Origin of the sequence: Ktedonobacter sp. SOSP1-85, from assembly GCF_016587415.1 — a bacterium.
In the GTDB taxonomy this organism is placed as follows: domain Bacteria; phylum Chloroflexota; class Ktedonobacteria; order Ktedonobacterales; family Ktedonobacteraceae; genus Ktedonobacter.
The window spans coordinates 417,583-437,069 of record NZ_BNJI01000001.1; the positions used below are offsets into that span (position 1 = coordinate 417,583).

Annotated in this window: 23 protein-coding genes and 1 pseudogene; 10 read left to right on the top strand and 14 right to left on the bottom strand. The window is 54.4% G+C overall.

Annotated features, from left to right (window positions below; all coding sequences use genetic code 11):
• The first annotated feature begins 251 nt into the window (after positions 1-251).
• The gene (locus KTE_RS01990; RefSeq protein WP_201377947.1) at positions 252-485 is read left to right on the top strand and encodes an alpha/beta fold hydrolase; all 234 of its coding nucleotides are present in this window, start codon (positions 252-254) and stop codon (positions 483-485) included.
• A gap of 101 nt (positions 486-586) precedes the next feature.
• Positions 587-1,630 carry a medium chain dehydrogenase/reductase family protein gene (locus KTE_RS01995; protein WP_201377949.1) on the top strand — a complete coding sequence of 348 codons (1,044 nt, stop codon included), beginning with the start codon at positions 587-589 and terminating at the stop codon, positions 1,628-1,630.
• On the opposite strand, the gene KTE_RS02000 is transcribed toward KTE_RS01995, so the two are convergent.
• The 3 genes from KTE_RS02000 to KTE_RS47220 all read right to left on the bottom strand — a co-directional run bounded on the left by KTE_RS02000 (position 1,621) and on the right by KTE_RS47220 (position 3,304).
• Positions 1,621-2,238: a TetR/AcrR family transcriptional regulator gene (locus KTE_RS02000; protein WP_307811981.1), complete on the bottom strand. Its 618-nt coding sequence runs from the start codon at positions 2,236-2,238 to the stop codon at positions 1,621-1,623. The genes KTE_RS01995 and KTE_RS02000 overlap by 10 nt on opposite strands.
• Before the next feature lie 245 nt (positions 2,239-2,483).
• Entirely contained in the window at positions 2,484-2,966 is a 483-nt protein-coding gene (locus KTE_RS47215; RefSeq protein WP_236600239.1) for a hypothetical protein, read from the bottom strand.
• A complete protein-coding gene (locus KTE_RS47220) occupies positions 2,951-3,304 on the bottom strand; it encodes a helix-turn-helix transcriptional regulator (protein WP_236600240.1) in 354 nt (117 codons plus the stop codon). The genes KTE_RS47215 and KTE_RS47220 overlap by 16 nt, the downstream gene beginning before the upstream one ends.
• A 181-nt stretch (positions 3,305-3,485) precedes the next feature.
• On the opposite strand from KTE_RS47220, the gene KTE_RS02010 reads away from it, so the two are divergent.
• The 3 genes from KTE_RS02010 to KTE_RS47225 are packed head-to-tail and all read left to right on the top strand — an operon-like array spanning position 3,486 to position 5,181.
• Complete coding sequence (locus KTE_RS02010; protein ID WP_201377954.1) at positions 3,486-4,331, top strand: NAD(P)-dependent oxidoreductase; 846 nt, start codon at positions 3,486-3,488, stop codon at positions 4,329-4,331.
• Positions 4,315-4,509 carry a hypothetical protein gene (locus tag KTE_RS02015; protein ID WP_201377956.1) on the top strand — a complete coding sequence of 65 codons (195 nt, stop codon included), beginning with the start codon at positions 4,315-4,317 and terminating at the stop codon, positions 4,507-4,509. The genes KTE_RS02010 and KTE_RS02015 overlap by 17 nt, the downstream gene beginning before the upstream one ends.
• A 12-nt stretch (positions 4,510-4,521) precedes the next feature.
• Positions 4,522-5,181, top strand: a complete 660-nt coding sequence (locus KTE_RS47225) for a hypothetical protein (RefSeq protein WP_236600241.1) — start codon at positions 4,522-4,524, stop codon at positions 5,179-5,181.
• Positions 5,182-5,201: 20 nt separating this feature from the next.
• Here KTE_RS47225 and KTE_RS49400 read toward each other — a convergent pair.
• Positions 5,202-6,418 (bottom strand): annotated as a pseudogene (locus KTE_RS49400) (IS110 family transposase).
• 328 nt (positions 6,419-6,746) lie between these two features.
• On the opposite strand from KTE_RS49400, the gene KTE_RS02030 reads away from it, so the two are divergent.
• Positions 6,747-7,385, top strand: a complete 639-nt coding sequence (locus tag KTE_RS02030; RefSeq protein WP_201377958.1) for a TetR/AcrR family transcriptional regulator — start codon at positions 6,747-6,749, stop codon at positions 7,383-7,385.
• Between the two features lie 307 nt (positions 7,386-7,692).
• On the opposite strand, the gene KTE_RS02035 is transcribed toward KTE_RS02030, so the two are convergent.
• Positions 7,693-8,448: a tetratricopeptide repeat protein gene (locus KTE_RS02035; RefSeq protein ID WP_201377960.1), complete on the bottom strand. Its 756-nt coding sequence runs from the start codon at positions 8,446-8,448 to the stop codon at positions 7,693-7,695.
• Positions 8,449-8,689: 241 nt separating this feature from the next.
• Between KTE_RS02035 and KTE_RS02040 the strand changes: the two genes are divergently transcribed.
• On the top strand, positions 8,690-9,037 hold the full coding sequence (locus KTE_RS02040; RefSeq protein ID WP_201377962.1) for a DUF2625 family protein: 348 nt from the start codon (positions 8,690-8,692) through the stop codon (positions 9,035-9,037).
• Between the two features lie 5 nt (positions 9,038-9,042).
• Here the strand turns inward: KTE_RS02040 and KTE_RS02045 are convergent, their stop codons facing one another.
• Both KTE_RS02045 and KTE_RS02050 read right to left on the bottom strand, forming a co-directional pair.
• Positions 9,043-9,273 (bottom strand): hypothetical protein, encoded by a 231-nt coding sequence (locus KTE_RS02045; RefSeq protein WP_201377964.1) that lies wholly within the window; start codon positions 9,271-9,273, stop codon positions 9,043-9,045.
• Positions 9,270-9,941, bottom strand: coding sequence for a tyrosine-type recombinase/integrase (locus tag KTE_RS02050; protein ID WP_201377973.1), 672 nt, complete (start codon positions 9,939-9,941; stop codon positions 9,270-9,272). Before KTE_RS02050 ends, KTE_RS02045 begins: the two co-directional genes overlap by 4 nt.
• A 274-nt stretch (positions 9,942-10,215) precedes the next feature.
• Between KTE_RS02050 and KTE_RS02055 the strand changes: the two genes are divergently transcribed.
• Complete coding sequence (locus KTE_RS02055; protein WP_201386935.1) at positions 10,216-10,596, top strand: MFS transporter; 381 nt, start codon at positions 10,216-10,218, stop codon at positions 10,594-10,596.
• A 109-nt stretch (positions 10,597-10,705) separates the two neighbouring features.
• Entirely contained in the window at positions 10,706-10,891 is a 186-nt protein-coding gene (locus KTE_RS02060; protein ID WP_201377975.1) for a hypothetical protein, read from the top strand.
• 323 nt (positions 10,892-11,214) lie between these two features.
• Here KTE_RS02060 and KTE_RS02065 read toward each other — a convergent pair whose 3' ends face one another.
• From KTE_RS02065 to KTE_RS02085, 5 genes are all read right to left on the bottom strand, one after another.
• Positions 11,215-12,033 (bottom strand): alpha/beta fold hydrolase, encoded by an 819-nt coding sequence (locus tag KTE_RS02065; protein ID WP_201386937.1) that lies wholly within the window; start codon positions 12,031-12,033, stop codon positions 11,215-11,217.
• Positions 12,009-12,353, bottom strand: a complete 345-nt coding sequence (locus KTE_RS02070; protein WP_201377977.1) for an epoxide hydrolase N-terminal domain-containing protein — start codon at positions 12,351-12,353, stop codon at positions 12,009-12,011. Before KTE_RS02070 ends, KTE_RS02065 begins: the two co-directional genes overlap by 25 nt.
• Positions 12,354-12,513: 160 nt before the next feature.
• Positions 12,514-12,717 (bottom strand): hypothetical protein, encoded by a 204-nt coding sequence (locus KTE_RS02075; protein ID WP_201377979.1) that lies wholly within the window; start codon positions 12,715-12,717, stop codon positions 12,514-12,516.
• Positions 12,705-13,148, bottom strand: coding sequence for an NAD(P)H-binding protein (locus KTE_RS02080; protein ID WP_201377981.1), 444 nt, complete (start codon positions 13,146-13,148; stop codon positions 12,705-12,707). The genes KTE_RS02075 and KTE_RS02080 overlap by 13 nt, the downstream gene beginning before the upstream one ends.
• 225 nt (positions 13,149-13,373) lie before the next feature.
• Positions 13,374-14,228 carry an oxidoreductase gene (locus KTE_RS02085; RefSeq protein WP_201377990.1) on the bottom strand — a complete coding sequence of 285 codons (855 nt, stop codon included), beginning with the start codon at positions 14,226-14,228 and terminating at the stop codon, positions 13,374-13,376.
• Between the two features lie 134 nt (positions 14,229-14,362).
• Between KTE_RS02085 and KTE_RS02090 the strand changes: the two genes are divergently transcribed.
• Positions 14,363-15,307 (top strand): LysR family transcriptional regulator, encoded by a 945-nt coding sequence (locus KTE_RS02090; RefSeq protein ID WP_201377995.1) that lies wholly within the window; start codon positions 14,363-14,365, stop codon positions 15,305-15,307.
• A 441-nt stretch (positions 15,308-15,748) separates the two neighbouring features.
• On the opposite strand, the gene KTE_RS02095 is transcribed toward KTE_RS02090, so the two are convergent.
• Positions 15,749-17,791 (bottom strand): DUF4132 domain-containing protein, encoded by a 2,043-nt coding sequence (locus tag KTE_RS02095; RefSeq protein ID WP_201377996.1) that lies wholly within the window; start codon positions 17,789-17,791, stop codon positions 15,749-15,751.
• A 10-nt stretch (positions 17,792-17,801) separates the two neighbouring features.
• A complete protein-coding gene (locus KTE_RS02100; RefSeq protein ID WP_201377998.1) occupies positions 17,802-19,373 on the bottom strand; it encodes a hypothetical protein in 1,572 nt (523 codons plus the stop codon).
• Positions 19,374-19,487: the final 114 nt, after the last annotated feature.

Here is a 19,487-nt window from a genome sequence, read left to right on the forward strand (position 1 = left end):
TGCGCGCACAAGCCTCCGCAAGTTGTTCTACGCGACTTCAGGCGATGCTTCTGTAGATGCTGAGCTTATTGTCCTTCAGGGGAAGGGCCTGCTGGATATCTTACAGGCTCCCACAACTCTGCCTTTCTGGCTGAGCGTAGAGGATCTCAACTACTGTAGAGGATCTCAACTACTATAGTAGCGAATTCGAGCGAACGGGTTTCAGTGGAGGACTGAACTGGTATCGGACGATTGAGCAGAGCTGGGAACTGATGGCTGCTTGGACAGGGGTCCCTGTCCTCCCACCAGCCCTCTATATCGCCGGTGAGCAAGATCTAGGAGCCAACTTACCTGGTAGTCGAGAGCTGATCGCTAACTTGCGTGCCTTGGTTCATCATCTCAAGGAGACACTTCTCCTTTCAGGCTGCGGTCATTGGACCCAGCAGGAGCGTCCTGTGGAGGTAAATACAGCACTCATTGAGTTTTTGAAGACCCTATCTGCCTAATTCAAGCGTTGGGTGAGATAGTCAATGCTGAATTTTTTGGTGGTAACATTGTTGCTAATCCATACCATTGTTTCTATACCCATGTATGAAAGCGGGAAATCATGAAATATCAACATATTCTTGCCACACAAGCCGGAGGGACACAGGTCCTTCAACTCCGAGAAGATGAACTTCCAGAACCCAAAGCGAGCGAGGTTCGCGTGAAGATTCTTGCTGCCGGTGTCGCATTTCCAGACATCCTCATCCGGATGGGAAAGTATCCTGGGATACCTGCATACCCTTTCACCCCAGGCTATGACCTCGTGGGAGTCATTGAAAAATGTGGCTCGTCGGTCAAAGAGAGAACAGTAGGTCAGATGGTTGCCGCGCTTCCCCAATGGGGCAGTTATAGTCAGTATCTCTGTCTCCCTGAGCAAGAAGTGGTTCCGGTGCCAGAGCAGATTGATCCAGCCGAAGCGGTTAGCTTGGTTTTAAACTACGTGACCGCTTACCAGATGTTATACCGCGCTGCCCATGTCAAAGCAGGGGAGCGTATTCTGGTACATGGAGCAGCAGGAGGTGTAGGGACAGCTCTGTTGCAATTAGGCCATCTGCTGCATCTCGAGATGTATGGAACTGCATCCACTGCCAAACAGCAGGTGATAGCGAGCTTAGGTGCAACACCGATTGACTACACCAAAGAGGATTTTGCCACACGCATTCATGCCTTAACCGGCGATGGCGTTGATGCGGTCTTTGATGCGATAGGTGGTGAGCACTTCTACCGGTCATTTCAAGCACTGCGAAAAGGGGGGCGGTTTATTGGCTATGGCTTCACGCTTGAGAATCTCCGGGGGGGTGATCTGCTGCCAGGGGTGCTGCGTACATTACCCAAACTAGCCTACTGGTCCATCCTTCCTAATGGGAAACATGCGCAGTGGTATGCCATTGCGGGAGCGCTTATTGGGATGAAAAATCGGCATCCAGAGTGGTTTCGCGAGGATCTCACAAAGCTGTTTGCGCTTCTGGTAGAGGGAAAGATCAAGCCTGTGATTGCGAAACGCCTTTCCTTAGAAGACGTCGTTTATGCCCATGAACTGATCGAGAGCGCTCAAATCCAGGGGAAGCTGGTCCTCCTTCCTCATATATCATATGCTCATAATTGAAAATCAACCAAATAGGGTGCAATCGTTGTGAGTTGAGCCGATGGACCGGAAGAACCAAAGAGAGGAGCGGAAGCTAGCGCTCCATTGATCACCAGCAAGAGTTGATCAGCCAATGCATCGGGATCGCGCGCACCAGCCTGTTGACTGAGTTGGTACAAGCGTAACCGTAGCGCATGTTTGTATTCTATGGCCTGGCGGTGAGCAGGATGATCTTCTTCAGAGAACTCTGCCAGGGCATTCAAGAAAGCACAGCCACGATATCCTGGTTTCGTCAGGATCTGGGTCGTGGCATCGATTAACGCCAACAATTGCGCTTTCGCTGATTCTTGGAGTGGTGCGATGGCTTCCTCAAACCATTGCCAATGAAGGCAATTCTCCTCTTCAAGATAAGCGGAAATTAACTTGTCTTTCGTCGAAAAGTGTCGGTAAAGTGTTGGCTTTCCTACACCTGATTGCTCAGCAATCGTGTCAACTCCAATGGAACGAATACCTTTTCGATAAAACAAGTCACTCGCTGTCTCCAGAAGACGCTGACGTGCGGATGAATGTGACGCGGTTATGTTTTCCCTTTCAATACTACAATACAGAACAGTTTTGTATTGTAGTATATCATGAGAGCATTTCTTTCAGCAAACGGGAGGAGAAGGAGCGTTTGGCCCTCATTATGTTCTCCTCCTTCCTAACATGGAGCCGCTTCTTGCAAGAAGCGGCTCCATGTTAGGAAGGAGGAGCATGCACGAATAGGCGTCTAACCTCTACTGTTCGATAGTGTGCGCAAAATTGCCCTTTGCCACAATGGTTGGCTCATCCCACGCGATGCGCAACGAGACAGGCGCTGCTTAAGATCCCCTCATCAAGAGGAAGCAGACAACGCCTGTTCTAACTTCGAAGCGGTTGAAGGGGAAGCGGCATAGATTTTCACACGGAGATTGGCAGAAAAAGAGGCTTGCACATGGTCAAATTCCAGGAGACCGAGCGCTGGATGCATCATGGGTTGTGGTCCATTGGGCAAACCTCGTATATCATGTTGCTCCCACCATTCCCGAAATAAAGGGCTCATGTGCTGCAAATCATGGAGTAATTCCTCAAACGAGGCATCGCCTGGATAGCGAGCGTAATCGGCACGAAAGTGGGCCACCAGATTGCGCGCCTGCACCTCCCAGTCAAGATCGAGCGAGTGTCCTTGCATCTGAAAGGAGCGCCAGACCACATTGAGCGAGTGCGGTAGAAAGGGCTCATCAAAGCAAAAGACCAGGTCAGCCGCTCGATTCCTGAAGAGAATGTCCCAGCGCCGCCCGATCACAAAGGCTGGATGAGGAGTCAGCACATCCACCACGCGCCGTAGTTCTGGGGGACCTCTTCTTCCTCTGGTGGCGCTTTCACAGGCAGAGTGTGACCTGCCAGCAGGAACAGGTACTTCTCCTCTGCATGGGTGAGCCTGAGCGCCTGTGCAATGCTTTCCAGAACAGGCTTTGAGGGATGAACGTCCTTTCCCTGCTCCAGCAAGGTATACCACGAAACCCCGATATTCGCCAATTCCGCCACGTCTTCGCGCCGCAGCCCTGGCGTTCGATGCCTGCTGCGTGCTGGTAATCCTACCTCTGCTTGAGAGAGCCGGGCGCGGCGGGTGCGCAAGAAGGCCGCGAGTGCTTGTCGGCGTTCGCTCTCTTCCATCTGTTTCACTCCTTATCCTACTACTCGCGATCATACGATGACGAAAGGTTGGTTATCTCAATGTCCCTCAAGCATACTAAGGATGTGGTATCCAGGTCAAGCGAGACGCGCGAAGAGACCTGGCAACACCTCTTCTGCTGTCGCAAGAGAAAAGCTTTCATTCACAAGGAGTCAAATGATCATGAAAACCATTCTTGTCACTGGTGCAACTGGGAAGGTTGGAAGTCACTTCGTGCCCCGTCTGTTGCAACGTGAAAATAACGTGCGGCTTCTCGTTCGCCGAGCGGAACAGGCTGAGGCTTTCCACAAGTTGGGGGCTGAGGTGATCGTGGGAGATCTGAGCCAGGAAGATCGCCTCGCTTCGGCTGTTGCAGGAGTCCAGATCGTCGTTCATCTGGCGGCCTTCTTCCGGGGAACTGACCAGGAGCGAATCAGGACGACCAATGAGGATGGTGCTCTGGCTCTGGCGAACGTCTCCCTTTCCGCAGGGGTTGAGCGCTTTGTCTTCACCAGCACGAGCAACGTCTATGGTCCAGGTCTTAATCGGCCTGGTCGCGAAGATGACCCCCTCCAACCCACAGCCACGTATCCACAAAGCAAAGTTGCGGCTGAACAGGCGCTGCTGGAACTGTATCGTACACGAGGGTTGGGAGTGCGTATCCTGCGTCTGGGTTTTGTCTATGGAGAAGGAGATACGCATGTGCATGAGTCCCTGCCGCTATTAAGTCAATGGCATCCAGCAAAACGGCTGCATATGGTGCATCATGCTGATGTCTCGCAGGCATTGCTGCGTGCTGTTACTACCGCTGGGATCGATGGCCAGATCTACAATGTCGCCGATGACGCACCCGTAAGTCTCGCAGAGTTGCGGCGTTTGAATGGCCTGTCAGAAGATGCAAGTGATGCAGATACCTCCTTCAAGAATCCGTGGGAATTGATCCTCGATACCCTCCGCATCCGCGATGAACTGGGCTTCCGCCCCATCTATCCTTCGTATTATGCCGCCAGAGATGCGGGTGCGCTTTAATGCCGTCGTTGATGAGAGACCAGACTCGTCTCTCACCGGCAACACGCTGTTTCCACTCAGCACCACGACGCAACCATTGATGACCTACTTTGCGAACAGTGCTCTCCAGATCTCTTCTCAGTCCGTTCCCTCGACGCCCTCCTGGTTCGGGGAAGTGGTCCTGGTTGCTCATCATTGAACATGCCAGAGCGTGCTTGCAGCCATCGAGGAGCGAGTGCGCTTCGCCCGGCGTCGATTTGGTCATTACGACTTGATTGACTTCGTGGTCGTGCTCCTGGGTTATGCCATCAGTAGCGAGCGCACGTTGGAAACGTTCTATGAGTCCTTACGCCCTTTTGCTGCGCCGTTCATGGCTCTCTTCGGGAGAGAGCGTCTTCCTCATCGCTCGACGCTCTCTCGCTTTCTCGCCGCGCTGGATCAAGCTCCGGTTGAGGCGTTGCGTACCGTGTTTCTCGAAGACCTGGTCGCTCGCCCTCTGGAGAAGGAGACCCTCTATGTCAAGAGCCAAAACCGAGAAAGGAAAAAGCAGGGTGAGCGTAGGCGAAGCGGCCTCCCGTGTGGGGATGCAAGTCTACCACACCAGCCAAGGCCAAGGCGAGCGCCCACATCCGACCACCTCACCTCCTGCGCGGCCTTGACTTGGTGTGGTCTGCAGCGAGCAACCCACACCGGGAGTCGGGAACGCGGTGGTGGGCTGCGGCAGACGTTGGAGCGACGGGCAGGTGCGCAGGACCGGCTCACGGTCTGCAACAGGAACACAGCGGGAACCGCTTGGGCGACTCCGTTGGAGCACACGACATCAGCACTGACAAAGGACTTCGCAGTGCTGAGTGTGCCCAACCAAGCGTGAGGGAAAGGGACAGCCTGGGTTCAGGCGGCACGTTGGCGAGGCGCGTGAGCCAGCTTCGCGGCTTCAAAGGTCTCGGCTTGATAGCACGTCTCACTCATCCACATCCGGTACATGATCCGCACCCAGATATTGGCCAGAGCGCGAAGGGCCATGCTATGCGTTTTGCCTTCGGCCAGTTTACGTTGGTAATACGAAGCCGCCCACGGCTCCGAGAGCGTCGATTGCCAGGCGAAGTGGTACAGATCATTGCGCCAGGGCTTCACGCAGGCAAAGCGTTTGTGCGCCTTGGCGTAATTGCCGCTTTGGGAGGGGACCGGAGCCGTCCCAGCCAGTTCCTGGACACTGTTGGCATCAGCATAGCGTGTGCGATCATCCCCCCATTCAGCAAGCAAGCGCGGAGCCAGGCGCTTGCCTGCCCGTGGAAGAGAACTCCAAATCTCATGGTCTTTATGGGTCAAAAAAAGGGCTTGAATCTCCTTCTCATAGCTGGCAAGGTCCTCAATAACTACCAGCAGTTGTTTGACCAGAGACAGCATCAACCGCGATTTGGTGCGCACGGTGACTTCACTGGCGACCAACTGAGGACGGTGCAGTTCCTCAACCATCGAGGCGGCAGCCTGTGCTGGATTGGGAAACGTTCCCAGACGCAAGGTCGCCGTTATCTCTTCAACCGACGCATTCTGTGCTGCTTGGGGAGTCGGGTACGCTTGCAAAAAACGCAGCGTGGAAGGCTGCTGCAACGCGGGAGAACAACTTCAAGGCCACCAAGTAGTATTCCTTGAGGCAAGCGGTCAATTGGTTGACCAGGCGCGTTTGCATCTGAATCAGGGCATCCTGATCGCGTGTCAACATTTTCAATTCCTGGACGATAGGGCTATCAGGTTCCAAGCGATGCAGTTCGGCCAAGTTGAAGTATCCCACTTTGGCCAACAAACACGCGTCAATGCGATCAGTCGCGAGCTCCTGCCACTTTCCGCAACCCATTGATCGTTTTCGGGTTCACCGGGTACACGGGAATGCCAGCCGAGAGCAGGAAAGCGATGAGCAGCCCGTGATTCGTTTCGAGAATGCAAGCCAGTTCTTCGGGGTGCGAGGTAAAGCTCAACAAAAACTGCTTCAGGTCATGCAAGCCTTCCTGGCTGTGGGAAAAGCGGCGCGCTCCAACATGTTTACCGGTTTCATCAAGGACATCGACGTCATGATGGGTGTCTGCCCAATCCAAACCAACATACCACATCGTTCCATCTCCTTTGCGAGAAACATTCCTGGGGGATCGGGTCCTTATATGCCGAGTGCTCGAAGCAACGACCCTCCAATCATCGATAGACCCAGGAAGGCTGCCGGGGGAAGCGCGATCTCCTTCTATCGGTCGAGCCGTGTGGAAAAAAGAGCCTTTTCCCTGGCTTCTGTATTGAACAGGTACGCTCCTGCTTAAGCCCTTGATCGAGAGGGCTTGTCAAAATATTAACATATAAGGAAATATGCTAGAATAGAATCTCTCGTATTATCTGTTTCGCAAAAAGCAGAAGAGATGTGCGTTGTTTGATGAAGAAGGCAGGAGTTGTATGCGAACATGGTCAGAAGATCACCCGAAAGCTCGTTTGCTTGAGCGCAAACAGGAAGCCATTAAAGTGGCGGCGAAAGAGTTATTCCTACGGCATGGATATGCCAATACAACCATGGAAATGGTTGCTGCTCGGGCTGGTGTTTCCATTATGACCCTCTATCGGCATTTTCGTGGAAAAGATGTCCTCTTTCAGGCGGTGATCCAGCATCTGTGTAGCCAGAAAGCGAAGGAGGGCAAGGACATGTTCTGGCAGGGGAATCCTGCCGAGGTGTTGCATCGCTTGGGCCAGTTGCGGCTCGCCTACGCCCTCAATCCAGAGGAGATCGCTCTATATCAAGTCATTCTCGGTGCCATGGAACACTTCCCAGAAGTGGGGCGGATGTATTATCACCTGAGCGTGGAAAAGGCACTTGATCGATTGAGCGCGTACTTTCAGGAACTGGATCGCCAGGAGAGTTTACACATTCCCGATCCTCGCCTCTCAGCGCAGGCTTTTTTGACCTTACTGCAGGGACAGATTATCGAGCGAGCACGTCTGGGAGCAGGACCCGCTCCGACGAATGAAGAGATTGAGCATCATATTGATACCTGTGTCACCTTTTTCCTCGCGGCTCATCACGCCAATCGTCCTAATTGAGCGGCTTTTCCATCTCGACTTCCGAAAGATGCATGCCCAGAGGCGAGAAGAGCCACGCGATGGGTACAGGAAGCCCTGACAGAATGCTTCCACTTGTTCGGTTTAGTCTAAACGTCAATGTAAGGGGAAATCGTCATGCGCATGACGCCCGAAACCTTCCATACCTGGAGCCAACGCCTTCAGTTGAGCGCTAAAACCGAAGCGCTTATTGCCTCCGTTCGCTCTTCGCCTCTGGTACGCAGACCGAGTGGGCGTGCGGGGAGATCACTGGCATTCCAGGCTCTTGGCCTTCCTCCTGCACGGCTGACTACAGGACCTCTCTTGCTTCTTCATACCCAAGGGATTCGGCTTGTTGAAAAGCGTGGTGTGCCTCAGCCTGTCTGCCGAGGTGTTGAAGCGCACGCCCTCGGTGATAGTGGGCGCGCGCATGGGTCGGATCAAGGGCCAGGGCCTGGTCAAAGTCGGCCAAGGCCTGCTGGTAGTCCTGGAGCGTCGCGTACACCGCGCCTCGGTTGTGATAGATGTGGACATTGCTGGGATCAAGACGAAGGGCCTGGTCAAAGTCGGCGATCGCCTGCTGGCACTCATGGAGGGCAGCGTGCGCGTTGCCTCGGTTGTAGTAGGCGTCGGCAGAGCTGGGATCAAGGCGGAGGGTTTGATCAAAGTCGGCGATCGCCTGCTGGTACTCGTTGAGGGCATGGTACACACAACCTCGGTTGTAGTAGGCGTCGGCAGAGCTGGGATCGAGGCGGAGGGTTTGGTCAAAATCGGCGATCGCCTGCTGGTACTCGTTGAGGTCGACATACGCAGTGCCTCGGTTGTAGTAGGTGGCGGTGGAGTCGGGAGCGAGGCGAAGGGCCTGGTCAAAGTCGGCCAAGGCCTGCTGGTAGTCTTTGAGATCAGCATAGGCGGCCCCGCGGTTGTGGTAGGCCCGGGCATAGCTGGGATCGAGACGAAGGGCCTGCCCATAGGCGGCTATTGCCTGCTGGTACTCGTGGAAGGCGGCGTGAACATTGCCTTCCTGCACCCATTGTTCTTTGGTCTGCGGCTGTGGAGATTCCATGTGTCTATTCCTTTCCAGGGAGAACCACTCAATGATCTCAAGAGCGCTCGCTCGCTAGAGCAAGGTGGGTTCCTGCAAGGAGACGCTCTCCCCTAGCAAAAAACCGTTTCAAACAGAGTGTTTTCGCTAGGTTGGCGGCACGTCTCATGCTTGCTACATCCACCAAAAAGCGGGCCGAATCTCTATGAAGCCATTATAATTCGTGAGGTTGGGTTGATCAATCAGGGCGCGCTAGAGACTGTTGGGGGGGAAGGACGATCAGGAGCACCAGTCTTCGGCTCTTTGGGGGCTGAAAAAAGAACTGATCAATATTGAAGATCCAGGCTGGCCCCTGGTCCAAGAATGGATTGCTACTGCTCGGAATCAAGTAGAGGTCCTTGGTAGCGATCGCACGCGTGGTGAAGAAGTCTTGCTCCATCTCCAGGTGACGACACGCTCACCGATGGGAGCCATCGCACTGAAAACTGGGGGCATCCTCATCGACCATGGATGGCTTCGTTTTCTCGGGTCGGGAAACGCTCGGATGCGTGGCAATTTACAGTCCTGGAATAGCGGGGATCTTTTGACAGGATCATCCGCTAGAAGATGAGTAAGCTACAACTGGTCGTACGCTCTCCCCAGAGCCGTTTGCAGTTGCTTTTTGAGCTGGCGATTCTCCTCCTCTAACGCTTTGATGCGACAATCTTTGGCAAAAGTGACGAGGTCGCGGCTGGCATCGGTTTTGCCAGCAGGCTGAACGACACGTTCCCGTACGCGTTGTTCCACTTCCTGGAGCCTCAGGGCGGCGATGCCAGCCGTATTGCGCTCCCAAGTCTTTTCACTCATGCTCGCGGCTCCTGGTTGGATTGTTGGCGTTGCTCCCATTCTTCGTCAGTGTACTCGCGTTCGTACTTATCTGTCTTTGCGACGATCTGCCCTTGTTTGAGCAAGGCAATGGCTGGGCGAACTCGTTCATCCAGATTTTCCTGGTTGACTTCAGTCCAATGGGCATTTCCAGCCTGCTTGCCGATCTCAATTCGTTCGAGGATTTGCTGTTCGTAGGCTTCGAGTGCAGAAAGATCATCCGGAGTAAGCACATAGGCCGGACAATGAAAACACGGCAGTTCCACAAATTTACACACGATTTTGGCGGTTTTCAAGCACGAGCCAAGCGCCATCTTCACATTTTGACGGTGTTCGCGCACCCGTTCTGGGTCAAACGTATTCTCGCCTGCCATCGGCAGCAACTTCTTGCCAGGAACAAACTCGGGGTTCCCGTCGTTGAACCGGACGATCCCCTGCTGCACCGTCTTTTCCCATTGCGTGCGCATGGTCTCATCCAAAATTTTGGCGTAAATGAAGGTCATCTCTGGGCTTGCATGCGCCAGCCATTGCTGCACCAGAACGAGCGACATACCTTGGTTCAGCAGCTCAACGGCTTTTGTGCGCCTGAAGGCGTGTGATGAGTAGTTCCGCCTCAAGTTGCGCTGAAGGGGCAAGGGCAGATGTTCCATCTAGGGGTCCCGCTACGATCCGTGACACCAGCTGCAAGGTAGCGGGACCCCTAGACGGCGGTGGTGCATTCCTTCTGACGGCAGGCAGTGGTGCATTATTGTACGGGATCATAGAAGGACCGCAGTTCGGCTGGATCTCCTGGCAGGTGCTTAGATCAATGCTGCTTGCGATCTTGCTTCTTGGCACCTTTCTCTGGTATGAAGCGCGACTCACGTCCCCGATGCTCGATCCACGCCTGTTCCTGCGTGCCGGGGGCGCGCTGGTGCGCTTGGGATTATTGCACTGTTCTTTGCGTTATTCAGTCTGTTTTACATCAATGCCCAGTATGTGCAAGACATCAAAGGCTACTCACCGTTGCTCTCTGGCATCTGCATCTTGCTGGTGGCAATCGTGATGCCGTACGTCAGCGCTCAAAGCACGAAACTGGCCGCACGGCTCGGCGCTCGGTCCACGATCATCCTTGGGCTCTTGACGCTTGCCGCTGCGATGACGCTGCTGTCATTCGCCACCGCCGCAACCCCCTATCCGCTCTACGGTCTGCTCCTCGCTCTCGCTGGCGTCGGCATGGGACTCGCAATGCCGCCACTTTCGGGAACCATGTCTCCCACCCGAGAAAGCGGGCGCCAGCTCAGGACTGAACAGTACCACTCGTGAGTTCGGCACGGCACTAGGCGTTGCCGTGCTCAGCCCGGTTCTCACCGCTCGCTTCGCGAGCCACTTGCCTTCTGCTTTGCAAAACGTTCCCGGCGCTCAGGGAGAAGCTATGAAACACTCCATTACGAGAGCCTTGCAATACGCAGCGAGCCGCCCGAATCCTGTTGTTCGGGACCAACTCCTGCGTGGTACTCGCGATGCATTCACCAGTGCGACGAGCATGGGACTGCGCGTCGGAGTAGCACTGCTTCTCCTCACCATTGTCGTTGTTGCCCTCCAGCACCCGAAGGAATAGAAAGAAAAACGGCACAAGAGAAGGCGTTGTGATCCTTGGCTTTGGGTATCAATTGGATCGTTCTGTGTCGCCGTTTTGTGACAAGGAGCTCTCAGAATGCAAGAGTGCTCTCTCTGCTTGCAACCAACTTTGAAGGCGCAAAAGAACATTTGTTTTGCGATAGATAGTCGCCACAAAACTGCGATACAGAGCGATTCTCCTCATGAAGCGGGCATCCTATCTGATCAACGTGACAGATATCAAACCTTTATAGCTAAAGTCGAGTAAACTTAACATCTGCCACATGCCTGCAGGCCGAAGCGTTATTGCTGCTGGTGAATGATTTAGTTTCTCAGTGGGCGGAAGAAGGCTCGTATGTCCTCGACCAATGTCTGTGGCTGCTCCAGTGCGGCAAAGTGTCCTCCCGCTTTCATCTGTGTCCAACGTTGGATATTGTAGTGTTGTTGAGCAAGCGAACGTGGTGGAATAGCGATTTCTTCCGGGAAAACTGCAACGCCGGTCGGAACCTCAACTCGCCCAGTAAGTATTTCGCCCTGGCGAGAGGTCTCGTAGTAGAGACGAGTCGATGAGTTGATGGTCTGAGTGACCCAATAGATCATGACATTGGTGAGGAGTTCATCTTTCGTGAAGACGCTCTCGATGTCACCGTGACAATCGCTCCAGGCACGAAACTTCTCAATGATCCAGCCTGCCAGACCGACCGGGGAATCATTCAAGCCATACGCCAGCGTTTGGGGACGTGTTCCTTGAATACGAGAGTAACCAGACCCTTCAGTAGTAAATCGTGCGAGCCGTTCGCGCCAGCGCCTTTCTTCTTCGTTTGTGGCATCTTCCTGCTTATAGTTTAAGCGCGATGACAGAAAATTCAGGTGAATGCCAACGACGTTGTCAGGGTAGGATCTCCCTAACACTGAGCTGATAGCGCTGCCCCAGCCACCTCCCTGCGCGGCAAAGCGTTCGTAGCCCAGGTCTTGCATGAAGGAGACAAAGACCCCTGCAATACGTGCGACAGAGACACCGCGCACGTTCGTCGGGCCTGAGAAGCCATAGCCAGGAAGCGAAGGCACAACGACGTCGAAGGCATCAGCCGGATCTCCACGATAACTGGCAGGATCGGTCAGAGGGCCAATAATCTTGTACATCTCGAAGAAGGACCCGGGCCAGCCGTGTGAGATGAGCAGTGGGAGGGGGGTGTTCCTTTCCCCTTCGCGTGAAGAAAGTGCAACTGGATACCGTCAATCTCAGTTTTAAATTGAGGGAAGGTATTGAGCAAGCGTTCCTGGGCTCGCCAATCATAGCTGTCATGCCAGTATCTGACGAGTTGCTGCAAATACGACAGGCTGGTTCCATAGTCCCAATCCGCATCAGGAAGTTCATCAGGCCAGCGCGTGCTGGCTAACCTCTGCCTGAGATCAATCAGGACATCTTCAGCCACATGAATGGTAAAGGGTTCGCTCACCATACGACACTCCTCCGTTCTTCTAGCTTTCATCGACTTCCATACAAGGGCTGGTGAGAAAGCAACAAAGAAACAAACAACAAAGAAACAAACAACAAAGTAGTACAAGCCCACCAGATCAGGAAAGGTGCGCATCAACGAACAGCCTCTCTACTCCCCATTTCTATACACCCGTATGCTCTCGATACCAACGTACAGTTGTACGAATCGCTTCATCCAGAGGCGTCGCGTGCAGACCAAATGTCCGTGCAAAGGTGCTGGAGTCGACAATCTGCGGCTCGTGATACTGATAAAACAACTCGTCATATTCGCGTGCAAGGGTCTCATCAAAGACGTCCGCTGCCCTGGCCTGCTCTATCGTCGGCACATTGAAGATTTGCAGGCCAATTCCGCACGCAGACGACCCTTCCGCGATGTTGCCGCGTAAGGCATTGCTTCCGTCATCGGCTCTCCATGCGTTTCCCCATAGAGGTAAAGCGTATCGATCACCACGAGTCTCGCTCCCGCAGAGGCCGCTCCCTCGATCATATTTTCTTGCAAACGAGGAAGCGTCTCCGGCCAGATGTGATAGGGGGCGTGGGTGCAGTTGTAGACCACTGAGGCACCCCGGCAGAGATCTTGTACCATCTCCAACCTGGAGGCATCACCCGCCACCAGTTCAGCTCCTGCTGGCACCTGCCCTTCGCCACTCCGATTGACCAGGCGCACCTGCTTCCCATTTGCCAACAATTCGTCAGCAAGCGTGTTTCCAACAGGGCTTGTTTCGAAAATGACGTGGAGTTCTTTCGGTGTGTTCATGACAATTTCCTTCCTTCTCTCATTGGATGAGGTAGAAAGATTTAACGACGTTCGATAAAGGACAAAAAAACAGACTACTGACTCTTGTGCGTAGCTTTCCAGGCCACAAGCTGATCCTGGACGGCCTGATGCATCAAGCCCCTGGCCCGTCGTTCCCCTCCCTCAACATGGTCAACCAGACTGAGACTTACCAGGCCATGTAATGTGCCATCTTTGTCCATTCAATTAAGACTGACGATAGTCAGGGAAGTCGGTTGAGCGGGAGAGTGTCTCCCAGCGCCTCACATCTGTATCAAAGGCCTCGCGACTGGCAGCAAGTGCATCCAAAGCGGCAGAGCCTAAAACCAGGTGCCGAGGAGGAGCCTCGTCGTTGATCACGCGCAGGATCGCCGCCGCTGCCCTTGCTGGATCACCGGGTTGGTATCCGTTGTTGCGACGCCTTGCCTCGCGTATCGGCTCGTACATCTCATCGTAGTCGGAGAGAGAGCGTTCACTGTGCGTCATGGAGCGCCCCAACCAGTCGGTACGGAAGGGTCCGGGCTCTACGGCGGTGACGTAAATGCCCAGATGAGCCACTTCCTTGCCAAGCGTCTCCAGAATGCCTTCGAGGGCATACTTGCTGCCATGATACCAGGACAAGCCAGGAGAGGTCGTCAGACCGCCAAGAGAGGTGATGGCGATGATATGACCAGTGCGGCGCGTACGCATAGCAGGGAGTGCTGCCTTGATGAGAGCAACGGTTGCAAAGACGTTGACCTCGAACTGGCGCCTCAGCTCGTCCATGCTCGCTTCCTCGAACAAGCCCTCATGCCCGTAGCCTGCATTGGCAATCAGAATATCGATGGGTCCATCCTCACGCTCGACCGAGTGTACCATCGCGGCGACGGCCTTCTCGTTAGTCATCTCGACAATCCTGGCAAGAGCGTTGGTCTGGTGGAGTGCCTCGTAAGTGCTCGCGTCTTCTGTCTTACGCACCGTTCCCACGACCCGATGACCTTCCTGGAGAGCTTTGATGGCGCATGCTCGCCCAAAACCGGAACTGACTCCCGTAATGAGAAACGTCTTCTGTCTGGTATTCATGTCTTTTGCCTTTTCCTTTGAGAACCTGGTGCCTTTTCTCCAACAGAAGGAGACTTGACTCACTTCTTCCCTTGACTCTAGCAGTAAAATGAGCATATGTCCAATATATGATCAATATGATGGTGAGAGATTGCATGTATAACCAGAACGTCGAGTTGCGTCACCTGCGCTATTTTGTGGCGGTAGCAGAGGAACTGCACTTTAGCCGTGCTGCTGAGAAATTGCAGATGGCTCAACCACCGCTGAGTCAACAGATTCGCCAGTTGGAGCACATGGTTGGGGTCCGTCTCTTTGAGCGCAATCACCATTCCGTAATGCTGACCAATGCGGGTCAGTTGTTTCTGGAGGACGCGGTCCGTATTCTTGAGCAGGTGGATCAGGCGCTCATACGCATGCAGCAGGCACGACATGGTCAAGTGGGTCGACTGGATATCGGGTTTGTCAACAATGCGGTGGCAACCGAGACCATCATTCCCGATGTGCTCGCAGTCTACCATCAACGCTTTCCTGCGGTCGAGGTGCGCCTTCGCGAGATGCATCCTGAGGCGCAATTGCAGGCATTGCAAAAGCAGCAGATCCAGATGGGGTTTGTTGCCAGTTTCCAGAGTGTGCCGGCGGAGTTTGAGACAGAGGTGCTCCAACGCATTCCGTTTGTCGCGGTGCTTGCCCCACAACATCGCTTTGCGTCACAGCCCTCCGTCGCGTTGCGTTCCTTGATCAAGGAATCCTTCATCTTATGTCAGCGCCAATCAACTCCTGTTCTCTATGAACGGATCATCCAACGGTGTGGCGAGAGTCCGCGTGTCACGCAAGAGGTCTCGGACATCCGTATGGTGCTTGGGCTCGTGGCTGCCAATCTGGGTGTCTCCCTTGTGCCAGCCTCAGCGATGCCCTTGCGCACGGAGGGAGTTATCTATCGCCCGCTCTCCGACGATGGTGATGCCATCATGGTCGAGACCGCTCTTGTGTGGCATCGCAAGAGCTTCTCTCCAGTTGTTGAGGGATTCCTTGCAGTTGCGCGAGAGTTCACCGCGCACCATGCACAACATCAAGAAGGGATATTCCCGAAGGCAGAATGAAATGTCCGCTTGAGAAGCACACCGCTCGCCCGCAATCATGCCCGCTCTTTCACAGAGACTGGTACAGGGATTGGAATTCGGGTTTGCGAGGGACCTCGATCGCTAGCTCCTCGCGCAGCGCCCGAAAGACGCTTTTGAGATAAAGATAATCGGGGCGCTCTGCTCGAAGCTGTTTTGCCAATTCCTGTAAATCCCAACATTAAACTGGCCGCTTTTACAATAATGATCCCGGTGGGCAAACTATCTCGAACAGCCTGCTCACCAGAATCATTGTTGGATTTTCGCCAGAATAATGTTGGGATTTACAGCTGGTGAAACTGTCTGAGGCACTTCAACCAGCCGTTTTGAGTCTTATTGCTGGAATGGAGGAGCGGCGGGCGCGTGGGAAACACGCTCAAGGAGAGGCCGGCTCGTGCTTTGGCCTCCCCTAGTTTTGACGAGCTATCGAGAGCGAATCTGACTGAGGATCGATTGATCCTTGATATGCGTATCGTCGGCGAGCAAAAAGGCTTTGGAAAGAATGAGCGCTAGCACTAGATCACCTTCGAAGGGCAGGAAGAACGGCTCGTCTGAGTCCGCCTTCGCGCTGGTATCGAAAACGATGCAGAGGTACTGTGGTCCTGGTTCCATCAGAATGTTAGCGGAACCAAGATGAATGCGATAGGTCCGCACATCGCCCCGCACGTGCAGATAATGATCTTCTAGCGTACAACGTTCGCGAATTTCCAGCTGTGGCACTAGCCGTTCTAGGATCTGCTTTCTCCTTTGCGCAGAGAGAGATAGCGTTTCCTGATTGTAGGCCTGCCAGTAGTCCAGAAGTGGACCCGTTTGTGTATATCCATAGGGATCGGCTCCAAGGCTAGTTACGCTTACAAAGAGATCGATGTCGCGCATGATTTCCGAAAAGACCAGTGGGGGAACGTGGGCTAAGGGAAGCAATTGCTTGCTGCCGTTGCTTGAAGCGAACAGCGGGAAGCGCACATGTGAGGTAAGCAGGTACTGCGGGATCGCCTCATCTTCGCCGGGGAGCGGGTTGAGCGCAAATTCGGCGCGTATCCCCAGGTGGGGGAGGTCGAACCTCACAGGATCATCCTGGACTGATCCCGAAAAGTCGCTCTGTAAAACGAAGCTCCAGCCGCGCGCACGAGCCAGGGCGTTCAACTGGTGTTGGCGAATATAGTGGTTCGCGAAGCGCAGGGAAACGTTATGGGCGGTGCGCTCCGCGTCCGTTATGGGGTAGGTTTCCCGATGCGCCTGCTTGAATGGCTGCGTGACGCGGTGCGCCTCTAGCCAGAGGCACCAGCCTTCAACCTCTTGTGAATCACTCATCAGGGGATGCCAGAGGGTAACTTGCGCCTCTGGCGGCAGTTCAACTGCCTGCGTGTCACTGGTGACGAGTTGGCCCTGGTGCCAGATGACACGCCAGCATTGCGTGTCATGACGCACCTGCCAGATCAGCCGTCGTGCCAGCACATGTAGCAGAGGATGGTCCAGGTAGCGTTCCCGCCAATCCGCCAGTGACCAGTGGCGCTCATGCAGAAAGAGGCGCTCTAAGCGCTGTCGCTGGTCACTGAGCAGGTAATTCATATCCGTGACCAGGCGCGTGAGGGTTTTCAGTTCCTCTTTCGCCGCGCGCCGGATGGAGGCAGGGAGGGCGTCGTGCTGGTTGCCCTCTGGATCAAGCCATTGCCGTTGCACGCCCTTGCCCTCTACGTACAGACGCGCTGTCCAGGGGGCAAGCGGCACCTGTAATTGACCCTCGTGCAGGTCGAAGGTGGGTACGGTGAGCTCTTCCAAGTCGAGACGGGACATCTGTTCGCGTTGGGCGATGGCATCGAGAGTGCGTTCAATCTTCGCCTGATAGGATGGCTGTTTGACCGCGCGGCGTACACGCTCTAGCTGTCCAATCGCGTCTCGTCCGCGCATCCCTTGCAGGCTGATGACCGCCGCATCTCCGACCTTGGGACTGCGGGGTCCCAGTCCCGAAAGTTTGCGATAGCCTTCGATCGCGGTATCTGCCAGCAGCGCGGCCAGGAAGCGGTCACTGTGCCCCATGCAGAGCCAGAGCAGGCCACGGAGAATATTTAAATTGGTGCCATCCATACGCCCACCCTTTTTGTCGCTGAAGAAGCGCACCCAGCGATGGAGCGTGGGCATGAAGGTGTCGCTGTCCAGAGCTGAAAGCAGTGTTTGTGCCTGTTGCTGCCATTGGGGAGAAGGGGTAGGCGTCTTGGCGAGAGCGCAATGCTGTAAGAGAGCTAGCCAGGGGGCACGTGCTTCGAGGGAAAGGGCGCTGAGGTCTTCCAGAATGCGAGTACCCCAGTCGTCGGGCAGGAGTGAGTAGTGGAATTGTTGCTGGCGTTGAGAGAGATAGTCTTGCAGCTTCAGCCAAAAGCGCCGCTCTTGCCCTGTGGAGCGGTTGTTATATCCATGCTCTTGCGCGATCTGGCGAATGGTTTCCAGATCCGCAGTACATTGTTCCATAACTGCAGGCTCAGTGAGGTGAGTGGGAAAGGTCTGAAGCAGGAGATAGGTGAGAAGGTCGAGCAAGTCCAGGTATGCAGCCACCCCATGGGTATGCGTTCACCCCGTGGAGGATGGTATGAATATGTTCAGGATGGAAGGGAAGTGACTTCTTAGAGAGCGTTCGTATGAGGCAAAGGTTCTGTGAAATTCGACATTGGCGTTCTTGATCTTCGGCCTGCGCCCGTAGTGTATGACCTTCTTCGGCAAGAAGGCAGAGGAGGCGCACGGTCGACTCTGGCGTGAGGTGCTGTTTGACGAGCCGTGTTGTAGCGGCATCTAACGCGGAAGGCATACCACAGGCCATCTCCTGATGGTAGGCTGTGAGCAAGGCGGCAAGTTCCCCGTCACGTGCAAAGCGGGCGCCGCTGGCTTGTAGACAATCCATCAACGGCCCCGCGCTCTTGGGAAAGAGAAGGTGGCGCAGCCGTAAACGCAGCCTGTTTCTCCACTCGTCCGGGCGATACCAAGGATAGTGCGAGAGAGAAGTATAGATGGAGGTAATCTCTCGTCGGCAAAAGTCCACTGTTTCCGGCTGTTGGAGTTGAGGCATCATATGCTCAAACACGTCCCACAAGAGGGGTCCCTCCAGCTTATTTACAATATCAGACTTAAATACGGTATCGAACTGGCCATGAGCATAGTCAGGTAACGCGAAGATGCGAGCGATGCTTTCCAGAATGTCGCGTATATCCTCGCATTCATAGGATACGTCTTGAGAGTGGAGAAGGTGAATAAGGTAGACATCCTGATCGAAGATAGCAGGGCGGTGGTGTGGCTGAAAGTGGGTATACACCTCCCGAAACGCTTCCCTGAGCAGGAAGGCCTTTAAGCGCGGGGAAGCCTTCTGGCTCAAGAGTTCTTGCGCCGGGTGCTTCCCCCTTATCCAATTCCCCAGTTCCTGATGATACCTGGCGAGGCAGGTAGTAGCTTGCTCTTCAAGCGAAGGTCCCGCCCCCTGCGCGTAGTCGCGCAGGAGTGTGGCGAGTCCGGGGGGACTTCCAGCGTACAACAGATTACCTAGCATCGTACGTACTTGATAGGCTTGGGGAAGCGTCGCGTAGTCGTTCCGCTTGTCGACAAAAGCATAGAGCGCTGTCAATGCAGGCTGAAAATGCGCGAGGAGGTCTGCTTGCGCGAACACTAGCTCCCAACACAGCAGAAGATCGAAAACAATCTCTTGGAAGTATTTCTGACGATAACCATAGGGGTCATATACCTCTGATGTGAAGAGGTGGGAAATACTTTGTAGAATGTCCTGTATGTCTTCAATTGTATAGGAGATCGCTTCTTCCTTCAAAACCACCACCAGCATGATGACCCGCTGTAAGGGGATATTCTCCCAATCCATAGTCTCGTGGTAGAGCGTAGAGACTTCCTGAAAAGCGGCTCGCAGAAGCTGCGCTTTTTGTCGCTCGTTCTTCTTTCGCAGGATTGGCTCAATGAGCGACTTGAGCTGTTGCCATATGATTTGAGCCTCCTCCGCCTCCTGAAGGTAGGTAGCGAGGAGCGCGCGTGCTTGCTCTCGTTCTGTTGCTGACATATCGTATCTCCAATCGGTGGGAAAACAGTGAGCACTATTGTGCTCGTCGAGTCTCTCTTGTCGCTGGGAGGGCTGGAGGCTTTGAAGTAATGTATCCCTGACGAGAGTGGTTGA

What these genes read in the sequence shown, in the direction of transcription:
- KTE_RS02015 (WP_201377956.1), top strand. Translation starts at nt 4,315, where the DNA reads ATGCGGGTGCGCTTTAATGCCGTCGTTGATGAGAGACCAGACTCGTCT.
- KTE_RS02065 (WP_201386937.1), bottom strand. Translation starts at nt 12,033, where the DNA reads ATGTACAAGATTATTGGCCCTCTGACCGATCCTGCCAGTTATCGTGGA.
- KTE_RS02045 (WP_201377964.1), bottom strand. Translation starts at nt 9,273, where the DNA reads ATGAGTGAAAAGACTTGGGAGCGCAATACGGCTGGCATCGCCGCCCTG.
- KTE_RS02085 (WP_201377990.1), bottom strand. Translation starts at nt 14,228, where the DNA reads ATGAATACCAGACAGAAGACGTTTCTCATTACGGGAGTCAGTTCCGGT.
- KTE_RS02100 (WP_201377998.1), bottom strand. Translation starts at nt 19,373, where the DNA reads ATGTCAGCAACAGAACGAGAGCAAGCACGCGCGCTCCTCGCTACCTAC.
- KTE_RS02050 (WP_201377973.1), bottom strand. Translation starts at nt 9,941, where the DNA reads ATGGAACATCTGCCCTTGCCCCTTCAGCGCAACTTGAGGCGGAACTAC.
- KTE_RS02095 (WP_201377996.1), bottom strand. Translation starts at nt 17,791, where the DNA reads ATGGAACAATGTACTGCGGATCTGGAAACCATTCGCCAGATCGCGCAA.
- KTE_RS02080 (WP_201377981.1), bottom strand. Translation starts at nt 13,148, where the DNA reads ATGAACACACCGAAAGAACTCCACGTCATTTTCGAAACAAGCCCTGTT.
- KTE_RS01990 (WP_201377947.1), top strand. Translation starts at nt 252, where the DNA reads ATGGCTGCTTGGACAGGGGTCCCTGTCCTCCCACCAGCCCTCTATATC.
- KTE_RS02090 (WP_201377995.1), top strand. Translation starts at nt 14,363, where the DNA reads ATGTATAACCAGAACGTCGAGTTGCGTCACCTGCGCTATTTTGTGGCG.
- KTE_RS02070 (WP_201377977.1), bottom strand. Translation starts at nt 12,353, where the DNA reads ATGGTGAGCGAACCCTTTACCATTCATGTGGCTGAAGATGTCCTGATT.
- KTE_RS01995 (WP_201377949.1), top strand. Translation starts at nt 587, where the DNA reads ATGAAATATCAACATATTCTTGCCACACAAGCCGGAGGGACACAGGTC.
- KTE_RS02035 (WP_201377960.1), bottom strand. Translation starts at nt 8,448, where the DNA reads ATGGAATCTCCACAGCCGCAGACCAAAGAACAATGGGTGCAGGAAGGC.
- KTE_RS02060 (WP_201377975.1), top strand. Translation starts at nt 10,706, where the DNA reads ATGAAACACTCCATTACGAGAGCCTTGCAATACGCAGCGAGCCGCCCG.
- KTE_RS47220 (WP_236600240.1), bottom strand. Translation starts at nt 3,304, where the DNA reads ATGGAAGAGAGCGAACGCCGACAAGCACTCGCGGCCTTCTTGCGCACC.
- KTE_RS02010 (WP_201377954.1), top strand. Translation starts at nt 3,486, where the DNA reads ATGAAAACCATTCTTGTCACTGGTGCAACTGGGAAGGTTGGAAGTCAC.
- KTE_RS02030 (WP_201377958.1), top strand. Translation starts at nt 6,747, where the DNA reads ATGCGAACATGGTCAGAAGATCACCCGAAAGCTCGTTTGCTTGAGCGC.